Source organism: Bacteroides clarus YIT 12056, from assembly GCF_900129655.1.
GTDB classification, from domain to species: domain Bacteria; phylum Bacteroidota; class Bacteroidia; order Bacteroidales; family Bacteroidaceae; genus Bacteroides; species Bacteroides clarus.
Map to the genome: position 1 here is coordinate 215411 of NZ_FQWK01000006.1, position 20566 is coordinate 235976.

20 protein-coding genes are annotated in these 20566 nt (G+C 36.9%); 6 read left to right on the forward strand and 14 right to left on the reverse strand.

Annotation, left to right across the window (positions count from 1 at the left end; translation table 11 throughout):
- Positions 1-31 precede the first annotated feature (31 nt).
- From BUB52_RS12495 to BUB52_RS12555, 13 genes are all read right to left on the reverse strand, one after another.
- Positions 32-1345, reverse strand: a complete 1314-nt coding sequence (locus tag BUB52_RS12495; protein ID WP_009120620.1) for a UDP-glucose dehydrogenase family protein — start codon at positions 1343-1345, stop codon at positions 32-34.
- A 21-nt stretch (positions 1346-1366) separates the two neighbouring features.
- A complete protein-coding gene (locus tag BUB52_RS12500; RefSeq protein WP_009120619.1) occupies positions 1367-2419 on the reverse strand; it encodes an NAD-dependent epimerase in 1053 nt (350 codons plus the stop codon).
- An 8-nt stretch (positions 2420-2427) separates the two neighbouring features.
- The gene (locus tag BUB52_RS12505) at positions 2428-3411 is read right to left on the reverse strand and encodes a glycosyltransferase (RefSeq protein ID WP_009120618.1); all 984 of its coding nucleotides are present in this window, start codon (positions 3409-3411) and stop codon (positions 2428-2430) included.
- 6 nt (positions 3412-3417) lie between these two features.
- Positions 3418-4500: an EpsG family protein gene (locus BUB52_RS12510; RefSeq protein ID WP_009120617.1), complete on the reverse strand. Its 1083-nt coding sequence runs from the start codon at positions 4498-4500 to the stop codon at positions 3418-3420.
- Positions 4497-5612, reverse strand: coding sequence for a glycosyltransferase (locus BUB52_RS12515; RefSeq protein ID WP_009120616.1), 1116 nt, complete (start codon positions 5610-5612; stop codon positions 4497-4499). The genes BUB52_RS12510 and BUB52_RS12515 overlap by 4 nt, the downstream gene beginning before the upstream one ends.
- 5 nt (positions 5613-5617) lie before the next feature.
- Positions 5618-6133, reverse strand: coding sequence for an acyltransferase (locus tag BUB52_RS12520; RefSeq protein WP_009120615.1), 516 nt, complete (start codon positions 6131-6133; stop codon positions 5618-5620).
- On the reverse strand, positions 6130-7050 hold the full coding sequence (locus BUB52_RS12525; RefSeq protein WP_009120614.1) for a glycosyltransferase family 8 protein: 921 nt from the start codon (positions 7048-7050) through the stop codon (positions 6130-6132). The genes BUB52_RS12520 and BUB52_RS12525 overlap by 4 nt, the downstream gene beginning before the upstream one ends.
- On the reverse strand, positions 7047-7799 hold the full coding sequence (locus BUB52_RS12530) for a glucosamine inositolphosphorylceramide transferase family protein (RefSeq protein WP_009120613.1): 753 nt from the start codon (positions 7797-7799) through the stop codon (positions 7047-7049). Before BUB52_RS12530 ends, BUB52_RS12525 begins: the two co-directional genes overlap by 4 nt.
- Positions 7768-9063: an ATP-grasp domain-containing protein gene (locus BUB52_RS12535; protein ID WP_009120612.1), complete on the reverse strand. Its 1296-nt coding sequence runs from the start codon at positions 9061-9063 to the stop codon at positions 7768-7770. Before BUB52_RS12535 ends, BUB52_RS12530 begins: the two co-directional genes overlap by 32 nt.
- A gap of 20 nt (positions 9064-9083) precedes the next feature.
- On the reverse strand, positions 9084-10607 hold the full coding sequence (locus BUB52_RS12540) for a lipopolysaccharide biosynthesis protein (RefSeq protein ID WP_009120611.1): 1524 nt from the start codon (positions 10605-10607) through the stop codon (positions 9084-9086).
- Between the two features lie 603 nt (positions 10608-11210).
- Positions 11211-11846, reverse strand: coding sequence for a sugar transferase (locus tag BUB52_RS12545; protein ID WP_009120610.1), 636 nt, complete (start codon positions 11844-11846; stop codon positions 11211-11213).
- A gap of 54 nt (positions 11847-11900) precedes the next feature.
- A complete protein-coding gene (locus tag BUB52_RS12550) occupies positions 11901-12362 on the reverse strand; it encodes a UpxZ family transcription anti-terminator antagonist (protein ID WP_009120609.1) in 462 nt (153 codons plus the stop codon).
- A 50-nt stretch (positions 12363-12412) separates the two neighbouring features.
- Positions 12413-13015: a UpxY family transcription antiterminator gene (locus BUB52_RS12555; RefSeq protein ID WP_009120608.1), complete on the reverse strand. Its 603-nt coding sequence runs from the start codon at positions 13013-13015 to the stop codon at positions 12413-12415.
- 815 nt (positions 13016-13830) lie between these two features.
- Here BUB52_RS12555 and BUB52_RS12560 point away from each other — a divergent pair.
- The 3 genes from BUB52_RS12560 to BUB52_RS12570 all read left to right on the forward strand — a co-directional run bounded on the left by BUB52_RS12560 (position 13831) and on the right by BUB52_RS12570 (position 15372).
- Positions 13831-14025, forward strand: coding sequence for a hypothetical protein (locus tag BUB52_RS12560; protein ID WP_009120607.1), 195 nt, complete (start codon positions 13831-13833; stop codon positions 14023-14025).
- A 186-nt stretch (positions 14026-14211) separates the two neighbouring features.
- Positions 14212-14562: an SH3 beta-barrel fold-containing protein gene (locus tag BUB52_RS12565; RefSeq protein WP_009120606.1), complete on the forward strand. Its 351-nt coding sequence runs from the start codon at positions 14212-14214 to the stop codon at positions 14560-14562.
- A gap of 30 nt (positions 14563-14592) precedes the next feature.
- Positions 14593-15372, forward strand: coding sequence for a DUF4373 domain-containing protein (locus BUB52_RS12570; protein WP_009120605.1), 780 nt, complete (start codon positions 14593-14595; stop codon positions 15370-15372).
- A gap of 137 nt (positions 15373-15509) precedes the next feature.
- Here the strand turns inward: BUB52_RS12570 and BUB52_RS12575 are convergent, their stop codons facing one another.
- Positions 15510-16484 (reverse strand): type I phosphomannose isomerase catalytic subunit, encoded by a 975-nt coding sequence (locus BUB52_RS12575; RefSeq protein ID WP_009120604.1) that lies wholly within the window; start codon positions 16482-16484, stop codon positions 15510-15512.
- A 201-nt stretch (positions 16485-16685) separates the two neighbouring features.
- Between BUB52_RS12575 and BUB52_RS12580 the strand changes: the two genes are divergently transcribed.
- The 3 genes from BUB52_RS12580 to galK are packed head-to-tail and all read left to right on the forward strand — an operon-like array spanning position 16686 to position 20348.
- Positions 16686-17783, forward strand: a complete 1098-nt coding sequence (locus BUB52_RS12580; protein ID WP_039950255.1) for an aldose epimerase family protein — start codon at positions 16686-16688, stop codon at positions 17781-17783.
- A gap of 52 nt (positions 17784-17835) precedes the next feature.
- A complete protein-coding gene (locus tag BUB52_RS12585; protein ID WP_009120602.1) occupies positions 17836-19146 on the forward strand; it encodes an MFS transporter in 1311 nt (436 codons plus the stop codon).
- 47 nt (positions 19147-19193) lie between these two features.
- Positions 19194-20348, forward strand: coding sequence for a galactokinase (gene galK, locus BUB52_RS12590; RefSeq protein ID WP_009120601.1), 1155 nt, complete (start codon positions 19194-19196; stop codon positions 20346-20348).
- The last annotated feature ends 218 nt before the right edge of the window (positions 20349-20566 follow it).

Below are 20566 nucleotides of genomic sequence, written 5' to 3' on the forward strand. Positions count from 1 at the left end.
ATAATACTCCCTTATCCATTCATTGTAAAAGCTATTTTCCAATACACATATAATCAAAGCCGATTTCTTTCATTTCTTGTTCTTCATAAATATTACGTCCATCGATTAGAACGGCCTGATTCATTGTTTTTTTTACGACTCCCCAACTGGGCATTCTAAATTGCTTCCATTCTGTGAGCAATAGCAATGCATCTGCATTGAGAACTGCATCATACATATCTGTTGCATATTCCACAGCATTACCGATTCTTCTTTTGCATTCGTTAATCGCAATCGGATCATAAACTTTTACCTTACAACCAGCTTCTGTTAATTTTTGAATCATGACTAATGACGTTGCTTCTCGCATATCATCTGTTTCAGGCTTGAAAGCCAAGCCCCAAATCGCAATTTTTTTACCTTTTAAGTCATTCTGATAATATTCCAAAAGTTTTTTGAATAAAATACCTTTTTGAGTTTCGTTTACTTCTTCTACAGCTTTTAGAACTTTCATATTATATCCGTTCTTTTCAGCTGTTTTGATTAAAGCCTTTACATCTTTTGGAAAACAGGATCCACCATATCCGCATCCTGGATAAAGGAATTTATTACCTATGCGCGTATCTGCCCCAATACCTTTGCGTACCATGTTTACATCAGCTCCTACTAATTCACATAGATTAGCTATATCATTCATAAAACTGATACGGGTAGCAAGCATGGAGTTGGCTGCATATTTAATCATTTCTGCGGAAGGAATGTCTGTAAAGATAACTCGGAAGTTATTTAACATCATCGGACGATATAGACGTGTCATCATTTCTTTGGCTTTTTCTGATTCTACTCCGATGACTACACGATCCGGACTCATAAAATCTTTAATGGCAGCTCCTTCCTTTAAAAACTCAGGATTACTCGCCACATCAAATGGAATAGATACCCCTCTTTTATCTAATTCGTCTTGAATTGCTTGTTTTATTTTTTTTGCAGTGCCTACTGGAACGGTGGATTTTGTTACTAAGACTAAATATTTATTCATGTTTCTACCTACAGTACGAGCTACTTCCAACACATATTTTAAATCAGCACTTCCATCTTCATCAGGGGGAGTACCTACAGCACTGAATACAATATCTACATCATTGAGACATGTTGTTATATCTGTGGTGAAATGTAATCTTCCTTCTTTATTATTTCTTAATACCATTTCGTCCAGTCCTGGCTCATAAATGGGAATATTTCCATTCAAAAGTGCTTGTATTTTTTCCTCATTGACATCTATACAAGTTACATTTACTCCCATCTCTGCAAAACAAGTTCCTGAAACAAGACCAACATATCCTGTTCCTACAATAGCTATATTCATAATTATAAAAAAATTGACGATTTAAATTTTATAAAAATTGCGATACCAACTAATGGTTTCTTTGACTCCTTCATTTAAATCCTTGTGTGGCTTAAAACCTAATTCATTTTCTAATCGCGAAGTGTCAGCATAAGTTTGATACACATCTCCCGGTTGCATGGGCAAATAGATTTTATCGGCTTCCTCTCCGATAGCGTTTTCGATAGCTTGAATAAAATCCATCAGTTTAACGGGTTGAGAATTACCGATATTGTATATTTTATAGGGAGCTGATGAAGAAGCAGGAGATGGAAATTCCGGATTCCATGTTGCGTCAGCTGTAGGAATATGAGTGATAACTTTTAAAACACCTTCTACAATGTCGTCAATATAAGTAAAATCACGTAGCATATCTCCATTATTGAAGACTTTAATGGGACGGTGATTTAAAATGGCATCTGCAAATAAGAAAGGTGACATATCAGGACGTCCCCATGGTCCATAAACGGTAAAGAAACGTAAACCGGTTGAAGGAATATTATATAGATGACTATATGCATGAGCCATAAGTTCATTTGATTTTTTTGAAGCGGCATATAAGCTTACCGGATGGGCAATGCTGTCATCTTCTGAAAATGGTACTTTCCCATTTAGTCCATACACGCTGCTTGAACTGGCATAAACAAAATGTTTTACTTTATTATGGCGGCAACCCTCTAAAACATTCAAGAAACCATCTACGTTGCTTTCTATATAAGCATAAGGATTCTGTATTGAATAGCGTACTCCTGCTTGTGCTGCTAAATTACATACACAATCAAATCCCTCATTAGCAAAGAGCATTTGCATTGCTTGAGTATCTTCTAAATTCATTCGGATGAACCGAAAATTAGAAAAAGTCGTGCTTGAGGTGAATTTATACCAACCTATATTCTCTTTTTCGATTCCCAATTCAGCCAAACGGCCATATTTAAGATTGATATCGTAATAGTCATTTATGTTATCCAAACCTATTACTTCGTTTCCGTATGCCAATAAATGTTTGGAAACATAACTACCAATGAAACCAGCTGCGCCTGTCACTAATATTTTCATGATATAATTTATTTAGATAGGAGATTTGCTATTTTTATTTTTTCTGCAATAGTCAATAGCTTTGATAAGATGAATACTTTAAGCCTGAACTCTAATGGTCTGAAGTCCTTGCGTGCAATCTTTATAAATATGGAGATGAAATTCTTGATTCTTTTCTGGAAGAAAGATTCTCTAAGATCGTTAAGGAGTGATATGGTTGATTGATATTTTTTTTTGTCATTTAAGTCATAAATAAGTTCTGGTAAATTAGGATAGACTTTCAAATGCTTTTGCCTAAATTCCTTGAATTGCTTTTTTACTCTTAACGTGTTTATATATTGTTCATAAGCATATTTTCTTGAGACAGAACGCAAACTAGTTTGCTGGATTCTAACGTAAAACAATTTTTCTTTTAAATTGTGAAAGTGGTATCCCGATGCATAGGCTCTTATCATGAAATCGTAATCTTCGCAATGAGTAAAGTTCCTGTATCTGCATTTTTTAAATAATTCACTTTTCCCGAACCAAGTGGGATGAATTAAATTGATTGTGATATAGCGCAACATCATTTTTTGTGAAAAATCCGTTGATAACTTATGGTATTCACCAATCAACTCTCCCTCTTCATTAATGACAAAAGCATCAGTTCCCAATAAGTCAATTTCAGGATGTAGATGTAAATAATTTAATTGTTTTTCTAATCTGTCATGAGCTGAAATATCATCTCCATCCATGCGAGCTATGAAACTACCGGTTGCAATATCAATACCTCTGTTTAGCGTATCCGGTAATCCTTTATTTTGTTCATTTATAACAGAAATAATCCGTTTATCTTTTTGGGAATATTCGGTTAATAGGTTCTTTAGTATCTCATTGGTGGGATTATCCAATAATAGTATAATCTCTAACCTATCATAAGTTTGCTCTATTATAGAATCAATAGCTTTTCTGGCAAGATTTTCAGGTTCATTATATAAAGGTAATAAAACAGAAATAAAATCTTCGTTTTTCATTTTACATTAAAATAAAATGGATTTGTATGGAATATATTCACTCGCATCATTTAGTATATTCAGTGATAGGTAAACTCCCCATGCACAAATAATGGTCAGTATTATGTATTTGTCTTTCAAGTTTACATGCTTTAACAAGAACGGCAATGCAATAAAGAGAGGATAAACTAAAGCTATTGTTCCTCTGGATGCAAATTCAGCCGACATGGTAATTAAGGCAAAATACATGCATGTCCCAATGAAATACAGATTGATACATAATCTCAGTATTTGTTCTTGGTGGTAAATATTGTATTTAAAAGCATAGTAAAACAACAGAAAAGACATTCCTGCACGTTCAATCATTCCCATTGAAAAACTGACAGCCATCGATTTATAACTTAAATATGCGGTTAATGCTTCAGATAAATAAAAATTTTGAGGAATAAGCTGTATAATTATTTCAGACAACATGGGAGATGCTATATAAAAAGCGAGCGCAATAGTTGAAAAACAGAAAATTGTCTTTTTATTAAAATCCCAATTAGCCATAAATATAGGAATAACTAAAAGCAACATGGCTTTATGGAAGAAAAAACCGACAATAGTTATCCATAAAAAAGCTAATATCACACGCTTTTTCTGCAAAAGTGGAATTAATCCCAAAAGAGTTACTATAATAGCAAAAGGTTGACGCATTTGTCCCATGACCTGAAGGTAAAAGGCATAAACAAAAAACATGAAGAACGATAATAAAACATAGGGAGAATAGCGTTTAAATAAGGTAAAAGCTAAAAATATAGTAACAAAACTAAATGTGACAAGAAAGAAATGAAAAGAGTTATATATTGTTTTACATAAACTGACACTTATTTCGTAGCCTATTTCCATTGACTTGTCTGTCCATGTGTATTGAAATATAGAAGGAACAACCTTAAAATGATCCAAATAAGAGTCAAAATCCAATCCTATTTGGCGAAATCCTGCAAATAAGGTCAGAATACATGTTGCGGTAACAACACAAAATGTAAGATATGTTTTATTGGAATGTTTGTCAACAGACCATACAGCTGTAAAAAGAGATAAACTTGTTATAACAAAATAAATCATATTGCTTTGTTACCTACTTGATAAAAAACAGATCTATATTTGGGTAAAATAACCGAAATGTCGTATCTTTTTTGGGTCATTAGTCTTATTTTCTCTGCATCAAAATTGGTTGATAAGAATTTTTTCAATCCGTTTTGGAAAGAGGTTTCTGATTCAAAGTTACATGAGATTCCATTTATACCTTCAATGATGATTTCATTTATACCACCAGGGCATTGGTTGCTAAAAATGGGGATTCCCAAGGCGTTGGCTTCTAACAAGACATTAGGGAAACCTTCATGTCTAGAACTTAATATGATTCCATCGGATTCTTTTAATATACTATAGGGATTGCTTTGAAACCCCAAAAGCTGTACAGAACTTTCAAGATTTAATAGTTTAATCATCTCAGTTATTTTATTCAATAAAGATCCTCCTCCTAAGATGTAGAGTCGAAAAGGAATCTTTGGATTTAGTTCTGCCATTCGTTTCAAAAGTATATCATATCCTTTCTGATGCTCCAATCTTCCGATAGCAACAAAATTTATTTTTCCTTCTTCTTTATTGAGTTTGTCTTTAGATGCTTCTACACTCTTCGCAATGATTGCATTGATATTTATCGGATTATTAATAAGATTGATCTTTTGTCGATTGATTTTCCATATGTTGATTAAATCATCCTTCATGTCAATAGATTGCGCTATGATACTGTCATATTGATTATAGAAAATCTTGTAAGATAACTTAATGAATGGGTTATGAAAATTATATTGCTGGCTTAATACATTCGTTTCTCTTACGATGAATCTTATTTTCCATAGTTTCATGAAAGGAATAAAAAAAGCAAGCATAATATTCAGTTTGTCCAATCCTACATAACATACGTTAGGACGTATAGAAATAATCTGTTTTATGATGGAGTATATTGAATAACGTATTCTGTTTTTTATATTTAGGTTTATTACTTTTACGTTAGCAGAAACATAACTGAGATAAGTGTTTCCTTCTTTTTTTAGTAGCAACAAGATGATTTGTTTATTTTGGTCTTTTGCAAATTCATTAAGCAGATAGGATATGATTCGTTCTGCGCCTCCATTTCCTAAAGTCGTAGAAACAAATAATATTTTTTTCATTCGGATTATTTTTGTAAAAATAGTTGAGAATAATATTCTTTCTTTTGGGATGATGATAATTGTTTTGTTGGATATACGCTATGCTGAACTTTATCAAAATATTCATCAATGCTTTTTAAAACTCTTGCTGGGCTTCCTACGACTACTGAATTATCGGGTATACTTTTTGTCACTACACTTCTTGCCCCAACAACTACATTGTTTCCTATATGTACCCCAGGTAGTATAATACATCCTTCCCCTATATATACGTTGTTTCCAATTTTGATTGGAGCTATTTTGTCCCAATCAGGGTGTTGCTCTCTAAAAACCCATATTCCTCCATCATGAGTTTCAAAATGTGTACGTGTGGCGGAAACATGATTGCCTATTTCTACAAGGTAGGGTTCAGAACTAAATGTGCAATGTATCAGCCTGCATTGATTACCTATTTTGACACCTAAAAAACGTGCAGCTCTTGCTCCATCTACATGATAGAGATATTTATGTATAATCTTTCTGATAAATGTTTTGATGTTCATTGCTTATAATCTCCTCGAATGAAATTTCTTAATAATCGGAGAATTTTTTTTAATGTCCACGTTGGGTACTGTATTTTATAGGCTGTTTGGAAATGCATCTCTTCGCTGTAAAAAACAGACTTTTTATAGTATCTCCACCAATTATCGTATCGATAACAAAAGCCATTCCACGGCTTATTAGTCCCTTCATAATGTATGATACCTTCAGTAAAAGCTTCTTCTACTTCTTTTGGAGAAAAAACACTAAACAAACGTTTCGGGTTTGTGTAATATAATTCATAGCTTTTTTGAGTAAAGCAATATTTTAATGGGAGAAAAGTTAAACGGTTCTTACAGACTATATTTATAATATCTTGATCTTGAAATTGAAATTTTTTTGTCAAATATTCTTGGATTTTATCGAAAAGCTGTTTTTCTCGCTGGAGTTTCGCGTTTATTAATAAAAATCCAGAATTAATATAACTATGGATATCCAACCCTAATTGTATAATATAATCTCTTATGCTTTCTGCCCCTATCGCCTTAATACCACCAAAATAATTATCTTTTAAGTCTGTATCTAACACTTCTTGCAGTCCGGATTGAAAAATAACATCTACATCAGAATAAATAATTTTATCATATTGAGGTATTAAATCTGGAATAAGCAGTCTGAAATAAGCAGCTTTAGAAATATTACGAATCTCGAAAGCATTATCAAATCTGTCGTCTATTTCTATAAAATTAATGTCAGCTTTGTATGCACAAATTGTTTTATTTAACAGTTCTTTATCATGTTCTGTTATATCCGCTGCGCTTAGTATATAAATGTCATAATATTCCTTCTCATCAGAATTCATTAGTAAAGACAGAATACATACTCCAGCCTGCATAACATAATTATGGTCAATACTGAAAACGATAGGAATTTTTTTCATTTGATTTTTTTTATGAACTTATTAATAGCCAATAACGATTTACTTATGAATGGCTTACGGAATTTTCTTCCATCGATTACGGCAAGATTATTATAGACATTAAAGGTATGCATTCCTTGGTCATAAATTGTGTGTTGAGGATACATACGTTTTAGCTCCTTCATTTCAAAAGTTCCCTCTGTATAGGATATTTCATAAAACACCAATCCTTTTCCATATGCCCCATTGCAATCTTGTGCAGGTCGTATGATTTTACCATTTAACCTAAATAGGGAACCGGCATTTCTACCCGTATTGGAAGGAAATTCCATGGTTTGAATAGGATGATATTCTCCATCCCATTTTTCTGATTGATAAATGAATAGTTGATTTCCGTTTTGTACGGGAAGTTTGGTTGTAAATAAATGAAAACTGTTAAAGCAAGTTTCTAAAGAGGCATCAGTTAAAGGTTCATTATGCAATATTTTATGCGGTTTGAGATTATTGCTTTTCTCGTTAAATTCATAAACAACTATATGCCCTTCTGCTGAATTTTCTGGGTAAATATATATTTTGTCGTCTTTTCTGAATATTGCAGGAAAAGACAGATGGCTGTTTAACTCTAAAATTACATCTATTTTTTTTAACTCATAAGTTTGTTTGTCAATTGTGAGTTTAGAAATCCTTCCCCGGTGGATAGGATCATAGAATTCTTCAACAAGAACAATAATGTCATCGTTAGTAACTTTTAGGATAAATGGATCTGCCAAACCATCGGTTTTTATAGTTGTGTTTCATCCAATGGATATCCCAAGTGGACTTATCTAAAAAGTCTTGATTAATATCAACAAAACCAATATTCCAAGATACATCTAAAGAATTTCGTTTGACTTTATTTAATGCTCGTTGCATATAGTATTTTAATTCATCATAAAAAGGTTTAGAGTCCTTTTTGTTGTATAGAAGATATGTGTGTGATTTTATAACATCTTTTATCCAATGAATAAAAGAAATTTTATGAGTGAGTACGCTTTGAAAAAAGTCAATAAGTTCCGGAATCACTAGTGTTTCTTTTTTCGCAACATATTTTTCCTCTTCTATTGAATTATCAGTCATACCTTTACACCATATGTAAGGAAGATTATAACCAGCTCCAGTTAAAGCATAAGCATTTCCATCGTTTCGGAAATTTATTTCCATAAAATAGTTATCACCATGTTTGGATTTTATAAACTCTACGCTGAAAAGTCCTATGTATTTTGTTGCTCGAATAAATTCTTTAACTTTTGCTATTTCGATATTTTCTTGACTATTGATAGGTCTGAATTTTAAGAATCCTGTATTTGAAACAGAAGAACTTCTTATTATCTGAGATACTCCAGGAATGATAATATGTTCTTCATTCTTGTTTTTTATGCGGCATCCTATAAATTGGAATTCGTAATCTTTGTCTATGTATTCTTGCACCTGAATAATTGGTGCGTGAACAACTTTTATTATTTGATTTAAATCTGAACTATTATAGCAAATATGTATATCAGTTTTTGATCCTTCTATGCTTAATAAAGGCTTAATGATGCAAGGGTAATGGAGATTATTGGGAATAGGATTCCTTTTACTGATAATCCATGTTTGAGGAGTTTTCAAATTATATTTCTCTGCCAATAGTCTCATCTTTTCCTTATTCATTAGTAAGGTGATGCGTCCTTCTTCCTCTGCATTGGGAAAGATAAAATGAGGGCTTAAGTTATTATAATTTTTGTCTATACATGAAGATGCTCCATCACTACAACAAATAATGATAGGTTTAAAATTTTCTTTTGTGTATTTTTCTATAAGAAATTTTACACCCTCTTCTTCATTAGATACATAATAGGTTTGGCTTATGTATTTGCTTTGTGCAACAAAACTATGATTGGTTCCGTGTAAGATAAGTATTGGAGTTATGCCTGCTTCCCCTAAACTTCGAATTACTCCTAGTGTATTATGATGGTTACCACCAAAAACAATGATTTTATTAGGAATTATTTCCATAAAAAATATAATTTGCTTTTTTATTTCTTTAGAATAGCCTTTATCGCATTTTTTTCTTTCGAAGAAAATCCTATTAAAAAAGTTATTGTGATAAATATTATAATTGAGAGGATAATTGGTAATAAAATAAAGTATATGCAAGATGGTTTTGATTGCTGAAAATAGGCTTGAATGCCATATAATGTAATACTTGCACAAACGAAAGTCTTTAAATAAGGTATTATCACTCGATAAAAATATTGTTTGATATTAAATTGACCTATTTTTTTTGCCCAGATAAGGATAATTATTAAGTTTAATAACTCAATTATTGCCATAATGTAAAATATGTTTTGTAGAGCTAGGTTACAGAACTTTAATGCACTATAAGAAATTGGTAAAGATAAACTCAAAATGATAAGTTCCGTTATCTGAAACAGCTTTAATTTTCCAATTATAAAAAAGAATGTGTTGATTGGTTCATGAAAAGACCTTATCATTAAATAGATTAATATCGCTTGAATGAATTCGGGTGCATATTGAGGAATCGTTCCTAGCCATATTTGTAAGATCTCATGAATATAAAAATACAGCGGAAATGCCAGCATTAAGTAGAAAAAAACTATGATTTTAGAGGCTGTAAATAGGAGTGAGTAGAATTTTTGTTTTTCACCTTGTGCATATAATTGAGTTGCTTGGGGGTCTATAGCAATCATAATGTTACTGAGCATTGTTGTAATTGCACTTTTTACCTGATAAGCAATACTCCTTGCCGCATTGGCTATCACTCCTCCAAATAGATTCAATAATATATTGAGCCCTTCATTTACTAAAGCAAAGGCAAGATTTCCTGCAAAATTCCATCCTGCGAATACTCCCATTTCTTTAAAAGCCTTTTTGTCCCAGCAGAGTCTATATTTACATTCTGGAAAATTCCTTTTGCAATAGACAGAGCTTATAAAGCGTATGACTAAAGAAACAGCAACAATCAGTGCAGCATATAGTTTTAGCTTGTCTATGGCGAAGTAAGGGAGAATAAATATGACTCCTAATTTTAAACAGGCATCCAATATGGATACATAGGCATAAAAGGACATTTTTTCATGGGCAATTATCAGTGCATCAAAAGGTATTGTTAAGATAGATATCATTGATGCTAAAACCGAAAAATGGAAAGCCCATTTTGCAACATCCATTCGTTCTGGTGCAATAATGAGTTTATTTTCCAAAAACCATAAGCCAATTATTTCTGCGCAAATAAAGAACACTATACAAATAATGATATTGATAATCAGACTTATATTAAATATTGTATTCAAACCATTTGTATCATTCCTTCCCATTTCAAAATTAAGGAAGCGTTGTGTAGCTGTTGCAAATAGTCCTCTGAGTGATGAAAAGATAGCTACAATTCCTCCGACAATTCCATAAAGACCAAAATCATTAATACCAAGTTCTTTAAGTAAGACTCGTGAAGTGTAGAATGCTACAAACATTAAAATTAGCATTCTGACATATAGAAATAAAGTATTAAAGGCTATTCGTTTTGTATGCAATGTTCCCATTCCTATTAAAAAGAACGTTAGTATCCAATTTTGGCATATCACATAGAACAATCGCCTGGAAGCGATTCTCTATTAAAAAAGACAAAAATGAACTCCGATTTTTAAATATTATTAGTGCTCATTCCGATGGTCATGGAAGCAGATTCTCAAAAAACTGGCCACCTTAGTAACTTCTTCAGACGGAACGGATACACATACTTACTAAGTTTTTTGATTACAACTGAGAAAGTCGACGTTATTATAGCTTAATGCAATACGTCATTTTTAGACACTTACAGTCAGAAACCTTTAATCAATAAGGAGAAGTGAAATTGATGTGATTTGATGAATACAGCACAAAAAGTAATTGTCAACCAAGCACTTGATTTAAATTAGCCGCCTTAGTCTACATGATTTAAGTTCGGACAATAAACACTTCCCGCACATATACTCGATGCGCGCCTGTTTATCGTCTATTATCCGCTAGAAGAAGCATTTTACATCTTCCTTTATTTTATTCTTTCAACTATTCTTGATTCATCATAAGTGTATCTCTTTTTTCCTACAGAGATACGCTGAATCATTTACACTTTACAATCGCAATACTTTTATCTTGTAACATTCTCAGAATTTCTTTCCGAATGCAATATTCATAAACGTCATAAAAAGTATCTTGGTATCAAAGCCCCAGGAGCGATGTTCCAAATAGAACAAATCATAACGCAAACGACGGATCATTTTTTCCAGAGTATCGGTATAGCCATTGTAAAGTGTAGCATACGAAGTGACTCCCGGACGAATCTGGAATAAATAACGATAACGGGGATCTACCTCCATAATCTGATCTATAAAGAACTTACGTTCGGGACGGGGCCCGATAAAGGCCATATCACCGCAGAATACATTCCAAAGTTGGGGAAGTTCGTCCAGATGATGGTCACGAAGAAACCTGCCGACTTTCGTCATACGAGGGTCTTCAGCACCGGCATAAAGGGCAGGGCCATACTTCTCCGCGTCCAACTTCATGCTGCGGAACTTATAGATATTAAAGGGGCGACCGAATCTGCCGATACGCTCCTGCTTGAAAATGGCAGGACCACCATCTTCACGTTTCACGGCAATATAGCAAATCAAAAACAGAGGAGAAAAAACAATAAGCGCGCCAAGGGCAAGAAAACAATCACCTATACGCTTCACATTGCGCTCGAAAGCATTCATTCCGTCGGGGATAAAATGGTCATCTTTCTCAATTGGTTCCATAAAATTAAAAAGTCTTAGTTTAGATAGTCGAATAGTTTAGGTTGATGAGTGAAATTATTCTATCACTTCATAGGGATATTGGTTTTCTTCAAAGCTCTTTAGCTCTTCTATTATATCCACTTGTTCCAAAGTCAAATCCGCCTTATTCCAAGTGGCAATAATGTCATGAGCTTGACTTGCCAGTTCTTCATCATAAACTTCGCTATAACAATAGACAAGAAGTTGAACTTTGAGCAAAGATGCAGGCAGTTTAGGAAGAACTTCCCAACTACGGTCCAATACCTGCTGAATGTATTGCTGCTTATGACCATTATCATAAATGGTAGCGGCAAAAGCAGCTAAAAGACCGAGGCAAAGCTCTGCTTCAGACTCTACAGTCTTGCCGCGAGTGCCATAAAGCTCCAGTGCCTGCTCGTAAACTTCACGGTTCAAACGTGTAAATTCGTCTACATAGATAGGGCTCCCGTCAAGCCCGTAAGTGAGAAGACGATGGGCTAAGGAAAATAATGAATCCATTGATTTGTGAATTATGATTTGTGAATTATAATACTTAGAAAAAAAAAGAATTACTCTTTTATGGGCTCTACCAGAGAAGGCGGAATAAAGGTAGTAGCTACAGCCATGACACCCTCGATATTAACTACTACACGACGGTCATGGCGAATACGGACAAACTCGCCGATTACTCCCTCAAAGACACCACCGGTAATACGTACTTTCTGCCCCTTAACCAAATGCAATTCGGCCGGCTCTACATAAAGAACCGCTTCGTCACAATTGCCTGCCACCAGAATAAAACTACGCATTTGCGCCTCGGGAATTACAACCGGACGGCAATGCTCACGATTCATAATAAAACGTATAGGCATAGACGGTTCGAGTTTATCTTTCAAAGCATCTATACGCTTACGGGTGGAGTAAACAAAAACGAGATTGTGAATAGCCGGAAGCAGTTTACGGACGCGTTTCCCCGATTTCATGATATACTCATAGCGCATCGGAATGAAGTTCTCAATGTTCTCGGCATCCAGAATTGCTTTCAACGCTAATTCGCGGCTATAAGAAACACGAATCGCAAACCAACATTTATCTACGTCATTTTCAGTAGATAATTGTTTACTGGGTTTATATTGTATCTCGGAAGATTTATTTGCTGATAAACGGGGCATTAATCTGTGATAATCGCAAGATTGGGAATAACATGAAGCCTTGTGAAAAGGGTGTTCTTTAGGGACACCGGAGTAGCGTAGCACCTACCGGTCAAGTCATGTAATGCAGTTATTTCCAATAGTTTAGTTAGCATCCATATTGTTTTAGAACTTCCTACCATCACGGAAAAAGAAGTAGAAAAACAGTTATGTTAGTTATTAGCTTACAAAAAGCTGAAAACGAATAGTCTAAAAAGAAAAAGCATCTTTTAGACGTTCGTTTATTGTGCACAAAGATACAACCTATTTCTCAAACGGGCAAAATGTTTAATAAGAATATTTCCAAATAGAAGTTCTTATTTAGATAAATATCTTTAAACCAGTTTATTATCTACACTTAAAAAGACCTCATTATTACTTTATTATTTATATAAATAATGCTTTAAAAAATCCCCCTAAAAAGAGTGTCTTTTAAACGAACGTCTAAAAAACACTTCCCTCTTCCAGGCATAGCAAATTAATTACCAGCCCATTACCTCTCCGCACGCCTCTACCAAAGAAAATACATAGCTCAATTTGTTTGTGTATATCACCGATAAAAACTACTTTCGGCCTCGATTATTTTTTCATCATTAATTATCATAGGGCATAAAAACAAAGAAGACGATGAAAAAAGTTATAGAGAACAACAAACTAAAAAAAACAAAAGTGTAAGTAAAGCATTTAGTAAATCAACAATAAATCAAGGCATTAAGAAAAAGCGGGGAGCCAAGCCCGGTGCTCCCATCACAGGTATAAAAGAACATCGGGAAATCATTGAAAAAGCCTTTCTGGAAATGTATCTGAAAGAATATTTGGAGGTGGCTCCCACAGCCGGAATAACCACTTTAGCAAAGTTCCTTTTTGAGAAAAAACTATTCTTAACCAAGAGTAATAAACCCATAGCAACCAATACTATCAGAGGCGAACTTACCGATTTGCTAAAGGATATGAACTGCGCAAATCCCAGAGGAAAACAGAACAAGAAATAAGTAAAAAAACGCCCGTAATTAATGATGAACAACCTATCAGGAAAGGCTCTACCTTTGCCAACTATTAGTAAGGATTAAGCCACACTGCAAGGATGCTGTTTCTTCCTCAAGAGAAGCAGCATCTTTCTTTTTTCCACTACTTGAACCCCACTGAATATTACCTGTTTTTTAAATCTACAAAATTAAATGATGATGAACCGAAAAAAGCCCGCTTCACTTCACGAAGCCATTCGCAATCTATGGAAAATCCGTATCATGCTGGAAAAGAATTACACGGAAAACTGCGCCACATGGATGGCCACACGTATTGAAAGTCTCATAGACCACATGCAATACGGACATGCGCTCATTGCCTATCATAGGCAGGACGGAACATTCAGACTCGTCAGGGCAACACTGCTTCCCTACAAAAACATGTTCAGACAAGACTATGACATCACAAGAGTTACAACTACCATTGCATATTGGGATATCGAACAACAAGCATGGAGAACTTTCCAACTTGAGAATTTCCTTGAATGGAGCCCCGTATGTTGATTATTAATCACTCAAAAATTAAGACAAACTATGGCAATGAATTATGGGGGAATCATGTATTTCCCATTGAATGTGAATTTCTTTGATGACGCACCGATAGAACTCGTAGAAGCCAAATGCGGACTGGCAGGAATTACTGCCGTAATAAAACTACTGTGCAAGATGTACAAAGAAAAAGGCTATTATCTGTTGTGGGACAAAGAGCAATGCACGCTCTTTGCCCATAAAACAGGCATTGAAGAAACAAACATGGAAAAGATAATCTGTATCCTCATAGACAAAGGATTTTTTGACCGTAAGTATTACGAAGAACAATACGTGCTGACGTCCGCCACCATCCAAAAGGTATGGCTGGAAGCTACCAAACGAAGAAAAAGGGACTTAAACACCCTACCCTATTTATTGGAAAGCTGCATACAGGACGAAGAAAACAGTATACCAAACAAAGAATATTGCATGCAGCCTGCAAACATTTCATCCCAAAATGCAGACATTTCCGAACAAAGTAAAGTAAAGCAAATAAAAGCAGAAACAGAAGAAGGGAGTTCCGACGAGCATTCTCTTCTGCCTGTACCGGGATATGCCTACAACAAGCAAACGCATAATTATGACGGATTGATATTCACCCTACGGCAAATGAAAATCACAAAAAACGAAGAAGTGAATGCCATTTTGCGCCTGTCCGACTATGGAAGACTGAAAGGTTACGTATGGCAAGTGATACACAACACGCGCTGGAGTGAAATTGTAGCCAAGGGGAAATACCTCATCGCCGCATTAGTCAAAGAGAAGAAAAAGACAGGGAATTAATATCCGGAAATAAAAGAAAAAACAGCAAAAAAATGAAGTTAACATCATTGGCCGCATGATGTTAACTTCATTGCAACTACGATGTTAACTAACTGCGTGGCACACAGTTAACTTCATCGTAGCAATACTATCAACTCTTACACGTAAGTCTCAAGCAGTTTCACTCTCCCGCCTTCCGGCACGATTGTTACTTCCTGAACAGCAGCAGGCAAAAGCACCGTTTCCCCCGCACGCAGAGTTATTTCGTTCTGATTGTCATCCGTCAGACGGCAAGAACCTTCCACGCAAATAAAGATAACGAATGAGTCCAGTTCCGAATAGTCACAAGTGATTTCTTCCGTCATATCATACACGGAAGTAGTGAAGTAAGGACTTGCTACCATTTCAACGGGCTCATTCCGGATACGCTCGTATTCCGTACGGAAATCGTCTTGCACATCGGAAAAATTAATGGCATCCATCGCCTGGCTGGTATGCAAGTCACGGGATTTACCATCCTTATCTTTGCGATTGTAATCGAAGATGCGATAAGTTATATCGGAAGTCTGTTGAATTTCCGCAACAAATGCTCCGGCTCCGATACCATGTACGCGACCGGCAGGTACATAAAACGCATCCCCCGGTTCTATCGTGCAAGTCTGAAGTACTTCGGCAAACGTTCCGTTGTGCACTCTGTCTTTATACTCCTTCGGAGTTATCTCCTCGGAAAAGCCGGAAATCAGTTTCGCGCCTTTGTCCGCGGCGATCACATACCACATCTCGTTTTTACCGAAACTATTATGACGCTTCTTGGCAAGTTCGTCACCCGGATGCACCTGAATGGATAAATCCAATTTGGCATCAATAAATTTTATCAATAGCGGGAATTTATTTCCAAACCGCGCATAGTTTGCTTCACCCACCAACTCGTCTTTATATTTACGAACCATTTCGGGCAAAGTATACCCTTTGTCCGCACCATTGGCTACTACCGATTCACTACCTTCTACCGCTGAAACTTCCCAACTCTCGCCTACATTCGGCAGAGTTTCATCCAAGTGTTTGAATGGGATAATCTTGTCGCCACCCCAAAGTGTCTGTTTCAGGATAGGCTCAAATTTTAGAGGATACATTCGTTGTTTTTAATTAGTACAATTCAATACTGTTACAATACTTTTTCAGATTAACGCGACAAACATACAAAAAATATCAATTTGTATTCTAATTGTTAAACGCTAAACTTTCATAAAATGTTCTCTACATTTCTTCTCAATTACTTGGGGGAACAAAAGAATTTCTCTTTATTTGCAAGAAAATTAAATAATACCATGAATATGATAGACACTGCTCCAACAGAAAGTAATTTGTCCGGTTTGGACAGAAAAAACTTTCAGAAGAATATAAACAGCAAGAAAACAGATTTATATATCCTCAAAAACGCTTTGGGCATGGAAGTGGCGGTAACCAACTACGGTTGTGCAATTCTTTCGATTATGGTGCCCGACAAAAACGGAAAATATGCCAATGTTATTTTAGGCCATGACAGTATAGAGCATGTAATCAACAGTCCCGAACCTTTCTTAAGTACCACGGTAGGCCGTTACGGTAACCGAATTGCCAATGGAAAATTCACTTTATACGGCGAGGAGCATCAATTGACCGTTAACAACGGCCCCAATTCGCTGCACGGCGGACCAACCGGCTTTCACGCCCGCGTATGGGATGCGGTTCAGCCCAATGAATCGACCGTCATTTTCAATTACACATCCGCCGACGGCGAAGAAGGCTTTCCCGGAACTTTGGAAGTAGAAATGACCTATCGTCTGGAAGATGAGACAAACGCCCTGGTTATAGAATACCGGGCTACAACCGATAAAGCTACTGTTGTTAATTTAACCAATCACGGTTTCTTCAACCTCGCAGGTATTTCCAATCCCTCGCCTACCGTTCTGAATAACATCCTCATTATCAACGCCGATTTTTACGTTCCTATCGATGAAGTGTCCATTCCCACCGGAGAGATTCTGAAAGTGGAAGGTACTCCTATGGATTTCCGTACTCCTCACGCCATCGGCGAGCGTATCGATGATAAATTCCAACAATTGGTAAACGGAGCCGGATATGACCATTGCTATGTATTGAATAAAACGGAAAGCGGTGAATTAAGCCTCGCCGCCACTTGCACAGAGCCCGTAAGCGGACGTACGATGGAAGTGTATACCACAGAAAACGGCGTGCAGCTCTATACAGGAAACTGGCTGGGTGGATTTGCAGGCGCTCATGGAGCAACTTTCCCCGCAAGAAGCGCCGTGTGCTTTGAAGCGCAATGTTTCCCCGATACTCCCAACAAGGCGCATTTCCCATCGGCAGTATTGCTTCCCGGAGACGAATATCAGCAAATTACCATCTATAAATTCGGTGTACAAGAATAGCGCATCAATGAAATAACTAACCTAATTATAAACTTATAAATTTTTCAAAACCATGACACAACAAAAACAGAACGGGAACATCGTTGCCATCATCGTAATGATTTTCTTGTTTGGTATGATTTCATTCGTAACAAACCTGGCTTCACCAATGGGTGACATTTTGAAATTTCAATTTGGCGTACCCAACTGGATGGGCACTCTCGGCGTATTTGCCAACTTCATCGCCTATGCTGTAATGGGATATCCGGCAGGCAATATGCTGCAAAAAATGGGATATAAGAAAACGGCTCTCATTGCCATTACGATAGGATTCGTAGGAGTAGGTATCCAGACGCTTTCCGGTGTGGCCGGCAGCTTCGGTATTTACTTGTTGGGAGCATTCATTGCAGGTTTTTCCATGTGTTTGCTCAATACGGTAGTAAACCCAATGCTTAACTCCCTTGGCGGCGGTGGAAACAAAGGTAACCAGCTTATCCAGCTCGGCGGCTCATTCAACTCATTGGCAGGAACTTCCGTAATCATCCTGACCGGTATTCTGATACCTTCCATTACCAATGCCAAAATCAGCGACGTATTCCCTCTGATGTACGCAGCTTTGGCTATATTCGCATTCGCATTCATCGTTATCTTCTTCTCCACCATACCTGAAAAAGAAAAAGCAGAGGTAAAAACCGATTCCACTCATTCTCAATACGGACCTCTGTCATTCCGCCACTTCATATTCGGCGCTATCGGTATCTTTGTTTATGTGGGAATAGAGGTGGGAGTACCCAACGTATTGAACAAATGGTTACAAAATCCGGATTTGGATGTATTGGGTGTAAATGGAGCAGGAGCAGAAGCCATTGCAGGTTCCGTTACCGCTACATACTGGTTGCTGATGTTGGTAGGCCGTCTTATCGGCGCAAGTATCGGTAGCAAGATTTCAGCCAAAGCGATGTTGGGAACAGCTTCTGCCATAGGAATTATCCTGGTTATCTCCGCCATGTTCGCGCCAACAGACTCAATGGTAAATATGCCGGTATTCAAGAACAGTTCCGAAGGAATGTTCGGACTCGTACATGTGCCTGTCAATGCGATGTTCCTTGCGTTAGTCGGACTTTGTACATCCATCATGTGGGGTGGAATCTTCAACCTTGCCGTAGAAGGATTAGGTAAATATACGGAAAAAGCTTCCGGAATCTTCATGGTTCTTGTTTGCGGCGGTGGTATCCTGCCTCTATTGCAAAACGCCATTGTTGACTGGAATGACGGAATCGGCTACCTCACAAGTTATTGGCTGATTGTAGTGGCCCTCGCCTATCTGCTTTATTATGCACTGATAGGTTGCAAGAACGTAAACAAGGATATTAAAGTTGATTGATAGATAAATACAGGTAATTAGATTTATTCACCTTAAAAAACAATATCATGGATATAGAATACGTAAGAAGCCGTTTCATCAAGCATTTTGATGGAACAACAGGAGCTGTTTATGCTTCTCCGGGTCGCATCAACTTAATCGGTGAGCATACCGACTATAACGGTGGTTTTGTATTCCCCGGAGCAATCGACAAAGGTATGATTGCAGAAGTGAAACCCAATGGCACAAACACAGTCAAAGCTTATTCCATCGATTTGAAAGATTATGTGGAATTCGGTCTGAACGAAGAAGACGCTCCCCGCGCCAGCTGGGCAAGATATATTTTCGGTGTATGCCGCGAAATGATTAAACGCGGTGTAGAAGTGAAAGGATTCAATACCGCTTTTGCAGGCGATGTGCCTTTGGGTGCAGGTATGTCCTCTTCCGCTGCATTGGAAAGTACTTATGCTTATGCATTGAACGACCTGTTCGGCGACAATAAAATCGATAAATTCGAATTGGCCAAAGTAGGTCAGGCTACGGAACACAACTACTGCGGCGTTAACTGTGGCATCATGGACCAGTTTGCTTCCGTATTCGGTAAAAAAGGCAGCCTTATCCGTCTGGATTGCCGCTCGCTGGAATATCAGTACTTCCCGTTCGAGCCGAAAGGCTACCGCTTGGTACTGGTAGACTCCGTAGTAAAACACGAGCTTGCTTCGTCCGCATACAATAAGCGTCGCCAAAGCTGCGAGGCTGCCGTTGCCGCTATCCAGAAAAAACACCCGCATGTGGAATTCCTGCGTGACTGCAACATGGAAATGCTCGAAGAAGCCAAAGCCGAAATCAGCGCGGAAGACTTTATGCGCGCAGAATACGTGATTGAAGAAATCCAACGCGTGCTCGATGTTTGCGATGCTTTGGAAAAAGGCGATTACGAAACGGTAGGCCAGAAGATGTACGAAACACATCATGGCATGAGCAAGCTGTATGAAGTAAGCTGCGAAGAACTCGACTTCCTGAATGACCTTGCTTTTGATTGCGGCGTAACCGGTTCGCGTGTTATGGGCGGCGGCTTCGGCGGTTGCACCATCAACCTCGTTAAAGAAGAACTGTACAGCACCTTTATCGAAAGAGCCAAAGAGGAATTCAAGAAGAAATTCAACAGAAGCCCGAAGGTTTACGATGTCGTAATCAGCGACGGTGCACGCAGATTAGAATAAACAAATCAAAAAGCGATAGAGCGATAGGGTGATAAAGTGGTTTTCCACAGTATCACCCTATTTTTGTCGCTTGCATCCATCCTGCTACTTTACCACTATACGCCCTTTTTTATGCAGTGCAACAGTTTCCAAAGAGCGTACCCCACATTTTAACAATAAAACGTTGATGTAAATAACAAGCGGAAAGTTATTGTACATCCGCCGGGAGCACAAGCCCG